This window comes from Peristeroidobacter soli (assembly GCF_004138485.1).
Taxonomy (GTDB): Bacteria; Pseudomonadota; Gammaproteobacteria; order Steroidobacterales; family Steroidobacteraceae; genus Steroidobacter; species Steroidobacter soli.
The window spans coordinates 192,522-205,598 of the sequence record NZ_RYEV01000005.1 but is presented as its reverse complement, the minus strand read 5'-3'; the positions used below and the strand labels follow the sequence as shown (position 1 = coordinate 205,598).

Annotated in this window: 15 protein-coding genes; 3 read left to right on the top strand and 12 right to left on the bottom strand. The window is 63.6% G+C overall.

The window, feature by feature from the left end; all coding sequences use genetic code 11:
- Positions 1 to 15: 15 nt before the first annotated feature.
- On the bottom strand, positions 16 to 213 hold the full coding sequence (locus tag EKO19_RS39985; RefSeq protein ID WP_129780214.1) for a DUF1674 domain-containing protein: 198 nt from the start codon (positions 211 to 213) through the stop codon (positions 16 to 18).
- A 116-nt stretch (positions 214 to 329) separates the two neighbouring features.
- On the opposite strand from EKO19_RS39985, the gene ygfZ reads away from it, so the two are divergent.
- Positions 330 to 1,229, top strand: a complete 900-nt coding sequence (gene ygfZ, locus EKO19_RS22425; protein ID WP_129778738.1) for a CAF17-like 4Fe-4S cluster assembly/insertion protein YgfZ — start codon at positions 330 to 332, stop codon at positions 1,227 to 1,229.
- Between the two features lie 88 nt (positions 1,230 to 1,317).
- On the opposite strand, the gene lysS is transcribed toward ygfZ, so the two are convergent.
- The 4 genes from lysS to EKO19_RS22405 all read right to left on the bottom strand — a co-directional run bounded on the left by lysS (position 1,318) and on the right by EKO19_RS22405 (position 6,745).
- Positions 1,318 to 2,841, bottom strand: a complete 1,524-nt coding sequence (gene lysS, locus EKO19_RS22420; protein WP_129778736.1) for a lysine--tRNA ligase — start codon at positions 2,839 to 2,841, stop codon at positions 1,318 to 1,320.
- A gap of 3 nt (positions 2,842 to 2,844) precedes the next feature.
- Positions 2,845 to 3,940, bottom strand: a protein-coding gene (gene prfB / locus EKO19_RS22415) for a peptide chain release factor 2 (protein WP_129778734.1) whose coding sequence is annotated in 2 segments (ribosomal slippage) — positions 2,845 to 3,876 and positions 3,878 to 3,940 — 1,095 coding nt in all. Because the reading frame shifts where the segments join, the coding sequence is not laid out codon by codon here.
- A 67-nt stretch (positions 3,941 to 4,007) separates the two neighbouring features.
- Positions 4,008 to 5,750 carry a single-stranded-DNA-specific exonuclease RecJ gene (gene recJ, locus EKO19_RS22410; protein ID WP_129778732.1) on the bottom strand — a complete coding sequence of 581 codons (1,743 nt, stop codon included), beginning with the start codon at positions 5,748 to 5,750 and terminating at the stop codon, positions 4,008 to 4,010.
- The gene (locus tag EKO19_RS22405; RefSeq protein WP_129778730.1) at positions 5,744 to 6,745 is read right to left on the bottom strand and encodes a hypothetical protein; all 1,002 of its coding nucleotides are present in this window, start codon (positions 6,743 to 6,745) and stop codon (positions 5,744 to 5,746) included. The genes recJ and EKO19_RS22405 overlap by 7 nt, the downstream gene beginning before the upstream one ends.
- A 39-nt stretch (positions 6,746 to 6,784) precedes the next feature.
- Here EKO19_RS22405 and EKO19_RS22400 point away from each other — a divergent pair, with 39 nt between their 5' ends.
- A complete protein-coding gene (locus EKO19_RS22400) occupies positions 6,785 to 7,162 on the top strand; it encodes an Mth938-like domain-containing protein (RefSeq protein WP_129778728.1) in 378 nt (125 codons plus the stop codon).
- Between the two features lie 378 nt (positions 7,163 to 7,540).
- Here EKO19_RS22400 and EKO19_RS22395 read toward each other — a convergent pair whose 3' ends face one another.
- The 3 genes from EKO19_RS22395 to surE are packed head-to-tail and all read right to left on the bottom strand — an operon-like array spanning position 7,541 to position 9,692.
- Positions 7,541 to 8,206, bottom strand: coding sequence for a peptidoglycan DD-metalloendopeptidase family protein (locus EKO19_RS22395; protein WP_217705523.1), 666 nt, complete (start codon positions 8,204 to 8,206; stop codon positions 7,541 to 7,543).
- A 20-nt stretch (positions 8,207 to 8,226) separates the two neighbouring features.
- A complete protein-coding gene (locus EKO19_RS22390) occupies positions 8,227 to 8,928 on the bottom strand; it encodes a protein-L-isoaspartate(D-aspartate) O-methyltransferase (RefSeq protein WP_129778724.1) in 702 nt (233 codons plus the stop codon).
- Complete coding sequence (gene surE / locus EKO19_RS22385; RefSeq protein ID WP_129778722.1) at positions 8,925 to 9,692, bottom strand: 5'/3'-nucleotidase SurE; 768 nt, start codon at positions 9,690 to 9,692, stop codon at positions 8,925 to 8,927. Before surE ends, EKO19_RS22390 begins: the two co-directional genes overlap by 4 nt.
- Before the next feature lie 86 nt (positions 9,693 to 9,778).
- Here surE and EKO19_RS22380 point away from each other — a divergent pair, with 86 nt between their 5' ends.
- Positions 9,779 to 10,315 carry a Smr/MutS family protein gene (locus EKO19_RS22380; protein ID WP_217705522.1) on the top strand — a complete coding sequence of 179 codons (537 nt, stop codon included), beginning with the start codon at positions 9,779 to 9,781 and terminating at the stop codon, positions 10,313 to 10,315.
- A gap of 16 nt (positions 10,316 to 10,331) precedes the next feature.
- On the opposite strand, the gene truD is transcribed toward EKO19_RS22380, so the two are convergent.
- The 4 genes from truD to ftsB form a co-directional block, all read right to left on the bottom strand.
- Positions 10,332 to 11,384: a tRNA pseudouridine(13) synthase TruD gene (gene truD / locus EKO19_RS22375; protein WP_217705521.1), complete on the bottom strand. Its 1,053-nt coding sequence runs from the start codon at positions 11,382 to 11,384 to the stop codon at positions 10,332 to 10,334.
- Entirely contained in the window at positions 11,381 to 11,872 is a 492-nt protein-coding gene (gene ispF / locus EKO19_RS22370) for a 2-C-methyl-D-erythritol 2,4-cyclodiphosphate synthase (protein WP_129778720.1), read from the bottom strand. The genes truD and ispF overlap by 4 nt, the downstream gene beginning before the upstream one ends.
- Complete coding sequence (gene ispD, locus EKO19_RS22365) at positions 11,869 to 12,570, bottom strand: 2-C-methyl-D-erythritol 4-phosphate cytidylyltransferase (protein WP_129778719.1); 702 nt, start codon at positions 12,568 to 12,570, stop codon at positions 11,869 to 11,871. The genes ispF and ispD overlap by 4 nt, the downstream gene beginning before the upstream one ends.
- 110 nt (positions 12,571 to 12,680) lie before the next feature.
- The gene (gene ftsB / locus EKO19_RS22360) at positions 12,681 to 13,073 is read right to left on the bottom strand and encodes a cell division protein FtsB (protein WP_129778718.1); all 393 of its coding nucleotides are present in this window, start codon (positions 13,071 to 13,073) and stop codon (positions 12,681 to 12,683) included.
- Positions 13,074 to 13,077 lie beyond the last annotated feature (4 nt).

Genomic DNA, 13,077 nt, shown 5'->3' with positions numbered 1-13,077 from the left:
GCAATCGGATGGAATTCAAAAATCGATGCAACGGCCGGACTTTTCCCAATCGCCGAAACGCGTCGGCTCCGGCCCGTCACGGCCGCCGATTTCTTTGGGAATCGCGGAACCCGCTGGGCGCGGCCCGGTCCCTGTATCGGTGGCCGTTGCAACCACCGGCTCGGGGCTGTCAGCCTCGGGCGGTGAATCTGGCCGCGAATTTGTATCTGCCATTGAACCGGACGATGATGGCGGTGACCGTTCGAACGGCCGGTAGTGTGCCAGAAGCACCCCTGGCCCGGAACGGTGCGCTTTTCGTTTGTGACGAGGCTTGATTTCGGATTTCACGAATGTCTGCCCCCATTTCCGCCCCGGCCGTGGCTGCCGGCACCCCGATTCCGGGCATCGGCCCCCTGACAGCGCTCGCCGCGATCATGGTCAGCGGCGCCGACGCGCGCGTTTATTTGCAAGGTCAGCTGACGGCCGATCTGGACAAGCTCAACCCGAATCAGGCGCAGCTGGCCTGCTGCAATTCCCCGCAGGGGCGGGTGCAGGCGGTGTTTTGGATGCTGGAGCGCGCCGAAGGCATTGCATTGGTGTTGCCCGCTTCGCTGGTCGATGCGACGGTGGTGCGCCTACGCAAATATGTGCTGCGGGCCAAGGCAAAGATCGAAGCTGCGAAACACTTGCAGGTCGGCGTCATCCCTCGCGCTGCCCTGCCCGCGGATGTGACTTTGACGGAGACCGGCTCGCATCGTGAGATCAATGGTGTGAGCTATTTCACATTGCCCGGTCTGGACGATGTGCTGGTCCTCGGCACCGGCTCCGCTCCAGCCGATCCCGCGCGCGAGCATCGCTGGCATATGTCACAGGTGCGCGCAGGCCTGCCGCAGGTTTATCCAGAGACGCACGAAGCCTTCGTCGCGCAGATGCTGAACATCGATCTGCTCGGCGGCATCAATTTCGAGAAAGGCTGTTACACCGGCCAGGAAATCATCGCCCGCGCCCACTTCCGCGGCGCCGTCAAACGACGCATGTTTCTTTTTCACAGCGCCGGCCCGGCGCCGGCCCCTGGCACGCGCGTGTTGGCTGGTGAGCAACACGCTGGCGACATCGTTGATGCCGTCGCCACCGAGGATGGATGTGACATCCTTGCGGTCATCAGCCTGGCGCAACTCGACGCGCCGTTGCATATCGATGGCCAAACGGCGCCGCTTACACGGCAGCCTCTGCCCTACGCCGTCGGATAGGACCAGGACAGCGCTTGCCTCTTCTGGGAAGAATTAGTTTTTAAAAAAATTGGGGCACGTGTATGGGCCAGGGGGTGGGTCTTCCGGCTTAAGTTTCCGGCCGCATGTACGGGAACAGGAGCACGTCGCGAATCGAAGGTGAGTTGGTGAACAACATCACCAACCGATCGATACCGATGCCCAAGCCCGCCGTGGGCGGCAAGCCATACTCCAACGCGCGAATGTAATCGGCGTCGTACTGCATGGCCTCTTCGTCGCCCGCCGTCTTGCGCGCCAGCTGATCCTTGAAACGCTGCGCCTGATCTTCGGGATCGTTCAGCTCGGAGAAGCCGTTGGCGATCTCCCGTCCGCCGATGAAGAACTCGAAGCGGTCCGTGATGAACGGATCCGAATCGTTCCGGCGGGACAGCGGCGACACCTCGGTCGGATAGCCGTAAACAAACGTCGGCGCCAGCAGCCGGTGCTCGGCGGTCTTCTCGAAGATTTCGATCTGCAGCTTGCCCGGACCGTCGCCCTGCCCGTACGGCACGCCGATCTTGTCGCAGTGAGCGCGCAGGTAGTCCAGATCACGCAACCTGGAACGCTCGATGCCCGGATTGAAATGCACGACCAGGTCCTCGACCGTCACGCGACGGAACGGCTGACCGAAGTCGAACACCTCGCCCTGATATTCGATCTGACGCTTGCCGAGGAGGGTGTCGCACAGGCCCTGGCACATCCGCTCCACCAGATTCATCAGATCGGTGTAGTCCGCGTACGCCTGATACAACTCCAGCATGGTGAACTCGGGGTTGTGCCGGGTCGACACGCCCTCGTTGCGGAAGTTGCGATTGATCTCGTACACCCGCTCGAAACCGCCGACCACCAGACGCTTCAGATAAAGCTCCGGTGCGATGCGCAGATACAAATCGATATCGAGCTGGTTGTGATGCGTGACGAACGGCCGCGCCACCGCGCCGCCGGCGATCGCCTGCATCATCGGCGTTTCGACTTCGAGGAAGTCCATGGCGTCGAGGAAGTCGCGCAGATACTTCACCAGCCGCGTGCGCGTCCGAAACGTCTGCCGGCTCTCCGGGCTGACGATCAGATCGACGTAACGCTGCCGGTAGCGCGTCTCCTGATCCGACAGGCCGTGCCACTTGTCCGGCAGCGGCCGCAGCGACTTCACCAGCAAGCGCAGCTTCTCGACCTTGACCGACAGCTCACCGGTCTTGGTGATGAACAGCGTGCCTTCGGCGCCGACCACGTCGCCCACGTCCCAGCCCTTGAACTCCTCGTAGGCCGCGCCGATGGCGGCGCTCTGCAGGAACAACTGAATCTCACCGGTGCGATCGGCGATCTTGGCGAAGCTGGCCTTGCCCATGACGCGCTTGGTCATCATGCGGCCGCCAACCTTCACACGCACCGTGTTCTGGTCGAACCACGCCGGCTCGCGATCGCCATAGGCGGTCAGCAACTGATCGGCGAGCGCGTCACGACGAAAATCGTTGGGGAAGCCGTTGGCGCCCGGGCCGCGCAGCTTGTCGAGCTTGCCGCGCCGTTCGGCGATCAGCTTGTTCTCATCGACCGCCTCGGCGGCCGGTGCGTTCGGGGCCTTGGTATTTTCAGACATGTTTTACAGACCCTGCTTCAGGCTCGCTTCCAGGAACGGATCGAGATCGCCGTCCAGCACCTTGTCGGTGGCGCCGATTTCGACGTTGGTGCGCAGATCCTTGATGCGCGACTGATCGAGCACGTAGGAACGGATCTGATTGCCCCAGCTCACGTCGGACTTGGAGTCTTCCAGCACCTTGGCGGCGGCGTTGCGCTTGTTCACTTCCAGCTCGTACAGCTTGGCCTTCAGCATCTTCATCGCCTTGTCGCGATTCTTGTGCTGGCTGCGCTCGGCCTGACAGGCCACCACGATGCCGGTGGGCATGTGCGTGATACGCACGGCCGATTCGGTCTTGTTGACGTGCTGACCGCCGGCGCCGCTCGAGCGGTACACGTCGGTCTTCAGGTCGGCCGGGTTGATGGCGATGTTGATGTCATCGTCGATTTCCGGCGAAACGAACACGGACGCGAACGACGTGTGCCGCCGCGCGTTGGAATCGAACGGCGACTTGCGAACCAGGCGATGCACACCGGTCTCGGTGCGCAGCCAGCCGTAGGCATACTCGCCGCTGAAGTTGATGGTGCAGCTCTTGATGCCGGCGACTTCGCCGTCGCTCACCTCTTCCACCTCGGTCTTGAAACCGCGTTGATCGCCCCAGCGCAGGTACATGCGCATGAGCATCTGCGCCCAATCCTGCGCCTCGGTGCCGCCGGCGCCGGCCTGGATGTCCAGGAAGCAGCTGTGCGGATCCATCTCGCCCGGAAACATGCGCTGGAATTCCAGCTTCTTCAGGTGCGCATCGATGCCGGCGAGGTCGCGCTCCACGTCCGCCACCGTCGACGGATCGTTCTCGGCGATCGCCATCTCCAGCAGCTCTTCGGCGTCCCTCAGGCCATGGGTAGCCTTATCCAGCGTAGCCACGATCTGCTCCAGACGCGCGCGTTCCTTGCCCAGCTCCTGGGCGCGGTCCGGCGTGTTCCAGATGGCAGGATCTTCCAGCTCGCGGCTTACTTCCGTGAGTCGTTCGGCCTTGGTGTCGTAGTCAAAGAAACCTCCTGAGCGCCCCGCTGCGCTCGGTGAGGTCTTCGATGGAACGGCGGATGGGATTGGTTTCCATGTCGGGGGCGTGGCGTCAGTCGCGGGCAATTCAATTGCGGGACGGCGATCCTAACAAAAACCGGCCCTCAAAGGACCCGCAAATACTCCACGACCAGCTGCAGGCGCTCCGAGCCGTTGAATCGGTTCACGTCCAGGCGGTAGGCCAGCTCGACCCGCGACTCGGGCTCGACGTGCGGCGCATCGTCGTGATCGAAATGGCGGAAGGCGATGGCCTCGCAGCTGGTCGAGCTCTTGAGCGGGCCGTCGCCCGACACGCTGCGCACCTCCAGCTTCAAATGCCGCTCGCCGAGGATGCGCACGTTGCGCACCTCGAAACAGCCATCGAACATCGGCTCGGGAAAGTTCTGGCCCCACGGCCCGGCCTGCTGCAACAGCCGCGCGACATCGAGCGTCAACTCCTCCTGCTGCAGGCTGCCGTCGGAATGCACGATGCCGATGGTGTCGTCGATGCTCATCCAGCGACGCACCTCGGCGTCGAACTCGGCCTGGAACTTCGCCAGCGTTGCGGCCGGCAAGGTCAGCCCCGCCGCCATCGCGTGACCGCCAAACTTTTCGATCAAGCCGGGATGACGAGTCGCGACCGCATCGAGCACATCGCGAATGTGAACGCCGGAGATGGAACGCGCCGAGCCCTTCAACGTATCCGCGTCCTGGCGAGCCAGCGCGATGACCGGACGATTGACCCGCTCCTTGACGCGCGAGGCCACCAATCCCACCACGCCCTGGTGCCACGACTCATCGAACAGACACAGGCCCAACGGCAGCTGCGGATCTTCGGCCCGCATGTCCGCGATCGCCATCAGCGCTTCCTGCTGCATCTGCAGCTCGAGCTCCTTGCGATCGGTATTCAGCTGCGTCAGCCGCGCGGCCAGCATGCGGGCCATGTTCGGATCGTCGGTCAGCAAACATTGAATGCCGATCGACATGTCGTCGAGCCGCCCCGCCGCGTTCAGGCGCGGGCCGATCTGATAGCCCAGATCCGCCGCGTTCACATTGGAGGGAATGCAGTTCGCCGCTTCCAGCAGCGCACGAATGCCGGCAGCACACCGGCCGGCGCGAATGCGACGCAGCCCCTGATACACCAGCACGCGATTGTTTCTATCCAGCGGCACCAGATCCGCCACCGTGCCGAGCGCGACCAGATCGAGCAATTCAGCAACCGCCGGCGGATTCGTCGCAAGCCCGCGCTCCTGCATGGCACGCGTCAGCGCCGCCATCAGATAAAACGCGACGCCCACACCGGCCAACGCCTTGCTCGGAAACGTATCGCCGGGCGCGTTCGGGTTCACGATGGCATTCGCGTCCGGCACCGTCGCGGGCGCGAGGTGATGATCCGTGATCAATGTTTCGATGCCCAACGACGTGGCCATCGCCACGCCGGCGTGACTGGAGATGCCGTTGTCGACGGTGACGATCAGCCCGGGCTTCGATGCCGCGGCCAGCTGCACGATCTCCGGCGTCAGGCCGTAGCCATACTCAAAACGATTCGGCACCAGGAAGTCGACTTGTTTGAAGCCGAGCCGTCGCAGCTGACGCACCACCAGCGCCGTGCTGGTCGCGCCATCGGCATCGAAATCCCCGACCACCACGATGCGGGTGCCGCGACGGAAATGTTCGCAAAGCAAAGCGACGGCAGCATCGATCCCGCCCAGCCGGCCGATCGGAATCAAACGGGCCAGGCCCAGATCCAGATCTTCGGCTTCATTGATGCCGCGATTCGCATACAAACGTTTCAGCAACGGATGCAGATCGCCCGGCAGTGCCGCCAACCCACCGGCCTCGCGGCGACGAATAGTGCGATTCAACATGCGCCCCAATCCGCCGGCTGCAAATCACCGCGCCAGAACTTGAACAACGCCGCGCGATTGGCACTGACCCGCCAGGTATCGAACATCACAGTGAGATTGGAGAACGCACCGCTCATCAATGCGCGACTCAGCGGCGCGAGCCACTGCGTCTCGAGCGCTGCTGCATTCGTCACATCGATCATTGCCACCGTCGGCCCGCTGACTTGCGCCAGCAGCCCAGCTGCATCCGCAGGCCGCGTTTTCACAGGCCGGCCGTGCAGACGATAGATTCCACGCAAATAAACATCGTCGCCGCAGGCGGCCGGCAACGCCAGCGCATCGATGTGGGTGCTCGGGTCACTCAACATTCCTTCCCCATGCATCCAGATCGCATTCAACGCCGGCAAGCCTCGCCGCTGCCGTTGCGTATTGACTGGATGCTCGTGTAACAACATTTGCAGCTCGGTCATCAGGCGCCGTAATCCGCCAGCATCGCGACCGCGCGGCAGAATGTCTTCGCCTGGATTTGCCGCGGCGAACTCCGGCGTGACCGTCTGCACCTGCAACGGCGCTTCACTGCTTAGCAGCCACTCACCCTCGGCACCGGCGTGCAACTCGAATCCGGTGGACTGCAGGTGATCGACGATCGTCGGCGTCAGCGACTCGCGTTCAGCCACGCTCATGCGTGCAGGCCCTCGCAAGGGAACTGTCGTGAGTCGATCCAGGCCCGCGGCGAAGTGTATAGGCTGGGCGCGCAGCCAGAAACCGTCGGCGCGTTGACCACTGAGACCCGTGCGAATCACCGCGGCACTCGGGTACTTATCGGCAGCGTCGTGGAGTTGAAGTGCGTCGAGGACGGCCGCATGCAATGCCTCCTGACGGGGCTCGAGCGTTCGCTTGCTGACCGAGCCGCGGCCGGCGAGACGCGCGAGTTGCAGCCATTCAGCGGCACCTTGCTCGTCCCCCGCGCGTAAGGGATTCAAGTCCGAAATGATCAAAGTCAGCGTCTTCAACATCTTCTGCGCGGCGGCGACGACCTGCGCTATGGTAGCCGAATGAAACTGACCGACGAGAAAATTGCGGGCATCAACATGATCCGCTCCTACGCCCCCGGCGAGGTCCGCATCGGCGAGACCGTGCTCCAGGCGAGCTGCCTGGTGACAGCGGATCGGCTGGTCAGCGACTGGCGTCCGCAAACCGTCGCCGAGCTGTCGCTCGAGGATCTGCAGGCGGCGATCGCGATGAAGCCGGAAGTGATCATCATCGGCACGGGACCGAAACAGGAATTTCCCGCGCCCGAAGTGCTGGGCGCGGTGATGTCGCGGGGGATCGGTTGCGAGGTGATGGAGATCGGCGCGGCGTGCCGCACCTATAACATCCTGGCAAGCGAGGGACGCACCGTGGTGGCGGCGCTGTTGCTCAGAAACAGTTAGAACCAAGAAAATCTAACTAGAGGAAGAACATCTCCCGGTCACCCTGTAAACCAAGGTGACCGGGAGAAGACGCGAGGGACTGAAGATCGTTCGACCCAACTCGCCTGGCCGCTCCACTGGAGTCGTCGCCTGACGGAATATTCTTTTTCTTTTGCTTTTGTTCTTCTTCGCGCTGTTTCCTCGAATCCCCCTCCGCCCCCGCGTCTTCTCCCGGTCGCCCTGTGAGGGTGTCCGGAATTGCCGACTCACAATGGGGGCGGATTTAGACACACCATCGCGGATCGCGCAACTATTGTTCGCTTCGCGAAAGTGCGAGGGGCCGAACCGTCATCTCGACTGCAATCATCGGGCCAGACGGGTCGGGGGACGGTTTCTCCCTCAACGTTGCGGCAGCAAGCTCAACGGATTGCCGGGCGTGCCATTGATCCGGATCTCGAAATACAGCTGCGGCGAGCCCTGCGGCCCGTTGCCCATGGTCGCGATGCGCTGCCCGGCCGTGACCGCGTCGCCCTCCTGGATCAGCACCGATTGCAAATGTCCGTAGGCACTCAGGTACGTTTCATTGTGCTTAACGATGATGAGCTGGCCGTAACCCAGCAGCCCGGAGCCCGTGTACACGACGCGGCCCGGCCCGGCGGCGCGCACGTCGTCACCCGATTTTCCCGCGATCATCAGACCCTGGCCGCCGTTGGGACGCGAAGTGAGCGTCGCTGTTCCACCGCTCACCGGCCATTGCCACTTCACGGGTGGCCCGGTCGGGATCGCAGGCTGTCGAGGCGCCGGCGGCGCTTTCCTGGCGGGAGTCGTCGCCCTGGGTGTCGACGATGCGGTTCGCGCACTGCCCTTCCCCGAGGCGGACAGGCGCAACGTCTGGCCCGGATAAATCACATAATCCCGGCCGATGTTGTTCCAGCGCGCCAGATCCCTGTAATCGAGCTTGTGACGAAACGCGATGGAGTACAGGGTGTCGCCGCGCTTGACGGTGTAGGTCCCGCCCCGCTCCGGCGTGGACGCGCAACCAGCCAGCAGGGCCAGCGCGAGCAACCACGGCGCGAGCCCCCTGATCAGTTCAGACCCTTGAGCAATGGCACGAAACTGACCAACCCCAGCGTCTCCTTGTGAAATTCGTCGCCGCGACGTTCATCGACGCGGCGAGTGATACGCACCAGTTGCTGGCGCCCCTCCGGCCCCACCGGCGCGATCAGCCGACCGCCCGGCGCCAGCTGTTGAAACAATACATCCGGAATCGCGAGCGGCGCGGCCGCCATCAGAATGGCGTCGTACGGCGCATGCCCGCTCCAGCCCTGAAAGCCGTCGCCGTGACGTAAATGGACATTGGAGATATTCAGTTCCCGCAAGCGTTGCCGCGCGCGCTCCTGCAAGGCACCGATGCGTTCGATGCTGTAGATGAATCGCACCAGCGGCGACATCACCGCCGTTTGATAACCGCAGCCGGTGCCGATCTCCAGCACCTTGCCCGGCGTGCCCGCTTCGATCAGCGCTTCGGTCATGCGCGCGACCACGAACGGTTGTGAGATCGTCTGGCCGTGGCCAATCGGCAGCGCGGTATCTTCGTAGGCACGCGTGGCGAGCGCTTCATCGACGAACAGATGACGCGGCACATTGCGAATCTGATCGAGCACCGCTGCATTGACGATGCCTTGATCGCGCAGCCGCTGCACCAGACGTTCGCGGGTGCGCGCCGATGTCATGCCGATGCCGGCCCGACTGCTGGTGTTGTTCTTCGGTGGCGCGGGTGGCTTCATTCAGCGCGTCCCCGCAGCCAGTTGCTCATGTCCTCGAGCATCGAATGACGTGTGAGATCGATCTGCAACGGCGTCACCGACACATAGTTGTTCGCGACCGCATGGAAGTCGGTGCCCGGCCCCGAGTCCTGACTGCCGCCGGCGGGCCCGACCCAATACACGGGACGGCCACGCGGGTCGGCCATCTTCACGATGGGATCGGAGCGATGCCGGAAACCCAGGCGCGTCGCTTGATAGCCCCGCAACTGATCGTAGGGAACATCCGGCACGTTCACGTTCAGGATGGTCGCCTGATGCAGCGGCGAACGCTGAATGCGCATCACCATCTCGGCGGCGACGCGCGCCGCGGTCTCGAAGTGGCGGCCGGAGTCCGGCTGCATGACCAGCGACACCGCGATGGCCGGCAGACCCAGGAAGCGGCCCTCGATGGCGGCGGCGACCGTACCCGAATAGATCACGTCGTCGCCCAGGTTGGCTCCGTCATTGACCCCGGAGACCACCATGTCGAAGTCGCTCTCGCCCTCGAACAGTCCGGAGACCGCCAGGTGGACGCAATCGGTGGGCGTGCCGTTGACGACCAGGAATTTGCGTTCCTCGAACGGGTGCACGCGCAAGGGCATGTCCAGCGTCAGTGAGTTACTGGCACCGCTGCGGTTGCGGTCGGGCGCGACCACGGTAATGTCTGCGAGCGGCGCAAGCGCTTCACCCAGGGCACGCAGGCCCTCGGCGCGGTAGCCGTCGTCATTGCTGAGAAGGATCTTCATGAATTCATGAAAGCTGGCGGCGCGGAACTATACTGGAATCCGCGCTTCAACTTCATTGCGAGCCAAGTCGAGCGCTGGAGTACCGGGTGAGCGACGATCGGGACGAGGACAATCTGACCTTCCGCGAGGCGATGCGCGACGTGCGCCGCTTGCGAAATGCCGATAAGCGGCCGCCATCGGCGCCCAAACCGCCGCCGCGCGCACGCTTTACGCGTGCCGATCAGCAGGAGGTCCTGAAGGAGAGCCTGCTGCCGCCCAGTGACGAGGCGATGCTCGCGACTGGCGATGAGCTGAGCTTCCGCCGGCCGCACATCCCCGAAGGGGTTCTGCTCAAGCTGCGCCGGGGTCACTATACGGTCGACGCCGAGCTCGACCTCCACGGCATGACGGGCGCCGAGGCCAAAGCGGCCATGCGCGAATTCCTCACCGAGGCGGTGAACCGGCGCTCCAGCTGTGTCCGCATCATTCACGGCAAGGGCCGGGGCTCCGGACCGCGCGGTCCGGTGCTGAAGAACGTCGTCAATCAATGGCTGCAGCGGATCGACAACATCCAGGCCTTCGGCTCGGCCCGACATGTCGATGGCGGCAGTGGCGCCGTCTACGTGCTGCTGCGAACGAAGTAAACGTCGGTAGAGCATTCTAAACATCGGCTTCCGGCGTCTCGGCCTGGAACGCATTGCTGATCAGCTCGTGAAGCACGCCGGTGGCGAACGAGCCTCGCTGCAATCGAAACTGCAGATGCACGTCCGCCCCTTCGATGCGCCATTTCAGTTCACGTACAGGCACGCGTAGCGGACGGCGTTCAGGTTCCAATCGCGCCTTCGACAAACCCGCCGAGAGCACGGCGTATTTCTGAGCCGTCCGCAGCTCCAGCGCCGCGGTCGCGCCCTTCGATAGCAGATCATCCCCGTGCCACATCGGCCCGGTCGGATGCACGTCGAGTTGCTGGCAACGGTCACGCAACGTGTCGTCGACGGTTTCGGCGAGAAAGAAGCTGCCGCTGCCGTTCAGATTCACGACGTCACCGTCGAGCAATCGATTCCACGAGCCCGAGTTGATGCGCTCGGCAAGCACCGCATTGAAAATCACCGAGCGCGCGGCCGATAGCGCAAAGCCCCGCTCCGCGCGCTCCGGCGCCGGACCGCCCTCGAACCAGGCGAGCGCGCTGGCGATGTTGGAGCCGTTGTGACCGAAGCGCTGCGGTCCGAAATAGTTGGGCGTGCCCGCCACCGCGAGCGTTTGCAACCGCTGCTCGAGCACGGCCAGGTCGCCTGAGAATTCACGCAGCACGATGTCGAAATCATTGCCCTTCAACGCGCCCCGCTTGAGCTTGCGACGCGTACGCTCGGCACCGATGACTTCGAAGCCATCCCCAGTAATACCGAGCCAATTGGGAACCGCTGAGCGCCCGGGCACGGTGAATGCCTGCTCCGCGACCGCGTCCCGATCTTTCAAGCCCGCGAAGCCGACATCGCGCGGATGGATCTTGCCGATTCGTGCGAGCTGCTTGGCGACCCACATCGTGTTCGCGCCGCGCTTGCGCACTTTCAACAGCAGATGATCGCCCTCGCCGTCGGCCTCGAAGCCGAGCCATTCGCGCACGACGAAATCTTCAGGCGTAACACGCAAGCGCGCACTGCCGGCCGGTCCACCGTGAGCGCACGGCAGAGTCATGAAGTCGACGAAACTCATCCAGAGATATGCTCGATCAATGCAATGGCCTGACAGGCGAGACCTTCGGCGCGGCCGATGAAGCCCATTTTCTCGCTGGTCGTGGCTTTGATGTTCACACGAGTGATATTGATGCCGAGGTCGGCGGCGATATTGGCGCGCATCGCCTCGCGATATTTGCCGAGACGCGGCGTTTCGCAAATGACGGTCGTATCGACGTTCACGACCACGAAGTCGCTCACCTTCAGCAGGTCGCGAACGTGACGCACGAACGCACGACTGTCCGCACCTTTCCAACGCGCCTCGGTATCGGGAAAGTGCATGCCGATGTCGCCGAGCCCGGCCGCGCCAAGCAACGCGTCGCAGAGCGCATGTAACAACACGTCGCCATCCGAGTGGGCGAGGATGCCGTGCGTATGAGGAATCTTTACGCCACCGAGCGTGACGTGATCGCCGGCGGTGAAGGCGTGAACGTCGTACCCCTGCCCGATACGAAGTTGTGAAGTCATGGTGCGCTCCGTGATCTCAAAATGCGCTCGGCTCGCGACAGATCCTCGGGCAACGTGATCTTGATATTGTCCGCGTCGCCCGCGACCAGCTTGGGTTGCAATCCCAGCGACTCGACCGCCTGCGCCTCGTCGGTGACGGCGACCGCTTTCGCCTGCGCATTCTCCAAGGCCCGCTGCAAGACGACGTAGCGAAACATCTGCGGCGTCAGCGCCCGCCAGAGTCTATCTCTCGCCACTGTTTGCGAAACCCGCCCGCCTTCGTCGGCGCGCTTCAATGTATCGACGACGGGCGCGGCCAGCAGCCCACCCGCCGCGTCGCCGTCCAGCTCAGTCAGCAAACGATCGAGATCGATTGCAGACAGGCATGGCCGAGCGGCATCGTGCACCAGCACCCAATCATCGGGCGCTGCGCGCCCCTGCAACGCGCGCAAACCGGCGAGCACCGAGTCCATGCGCTCCGAGCCACCAATGGTGGTAGCGATCTTCGCATCGCCTGCGAGCGTGGTTTGCGACCAGCGCTGATCGTCCGCCGACAACGCCACGACGATGCCAGCCGTACGCGCGTGCGCCAGGAACGGCGCCAGCGACCATTCGATCACCGTGCGGCCGGCCAGCGGCAGATATTGTTTGGGCACAGCGGCCCCCATACGGCGGGCACTGCCGGCCGCGGGCACGACGACCCAGAATCTCCTATCCAAACGAGAACCTCAGAAACGTGCTCATCAAAACTCGGGATCGGGCATGCTGCCGCGACCCTCGGGCGAGTTGCCAAAGGCGGCGCGGTTACATTCTGTACCCGAGTTTGTCGCTAGTCTTTATTCGGCGAGCGGGCCTGAATGACGCTGGCCGGACTGTTGCCGCGCGAGCTGCCGCCACCGCTCTCTTCTTCCGGCTCACTCGGCGGCGCCGGCGCGGGCTGGACGACCGGTTTGGCTTCGACCACCTGATAGAAGGTCTCGCCGCGACCGACCATACCGAGATCGGTGCGCGCCCGCTCCTCGATGGCGACAGTTCCCTTCTTCAGGTCCTGCACTTCCGCGGCCAGCGTTCGATTGCGCTCCTTCAGCTCGCGGTTCTGTTCTTTCTGAACCTCGATGTCGGCGCGCAACCGATGGACCTCGCCCATACCGCCGTCGCCCAGCCACAACCGGTACTGCAACAGCACCAGGATGAGGACCAGGCCGGCGGCAAGGAATTTCATGGGT

What these genes read in the sequence shown, in the direction of transcription:
- EKO19_RS39985 (WP_129780214.1), bottom strand. Translation starts at nt 213, where the DNA reads ATGGCAGATACAAATTCGCGGCCAGATTCACCGCCCGAGGCTGACAGC.
- ygfZ (WP_129778738.1), top strand. Translation starts at nt 330, where the DNA reads ATGTCTGCCCCCATTTCCGCCCCGGCCGTGGCTGCCGGCACCCCGATT.
- lysS (WP_129778736.1), bottom strand. Translation starts at nt 2,841, where the DNA reads ATGTCTGAAAATACCAAGGCCCCGAACGCACCGGCCGCCGAGGCGGTC.
- recJ (WP_129778732.1), bottom strand. Translation starts at nt 5,750, where the DNA reads ATGTTGAATCGCACTATTCGTCGCCGCGAGGCCGGTGGGTTGGCGGCA.
- EKO19_RS22405 (WP_129778730.1), bottom strand. Translation starts at nt 6,745, where the DNA reads ATGTTGAAGACGCTGACTTTGATCATTTCGGACTTGAATCCCTTACGC.
- EKO19_RS22400 (WP_129778728.1), top strand. Translation starts at nt 6,785, where the DNA reads ATGAAACTGACCGACGAGAAAATTGCGGGCATCAACATGATCCGCTCC.
- EKO19_RS22390 (WP_129778724.1), bottom strand. Translation starts at nt 8,928, where the DNA reads ATGAAGCCACCCGCGCCACCGAAGAACAACACCAGCAGTCGGGCCGGC.
- surE (WP_129778722.1), bottom strand. Translation starts at nt 9,692, where the DNA reads ATGAAGATCCTTCTCAGCAATGACGACGGCTACCGCGCCGAGGGCCTG.
- truD (WP_217705521.1), bottom strand. Translation starts at nt 11,384, where the DNA reads ATGAGTTTCGTCGACTTCATGACTCTGCCGTGCGCTCACGGTGGACCG.
- ispF (WP_129778720.1), bottom strand. Translation starts at nt 11,872, where the DNA reads ATGACTTCACAACTTCGTATCGGGCAGGGGTACGACGTTCACGCCTTC.
- ftsB (WP_129778718.1), bottom strand. Translation starts at nt 13,073, where the DNA reads ATGAAATTCCTTGCCGCCGGCCTGGTCCTCATCCTGGTGCTGTTGCAG.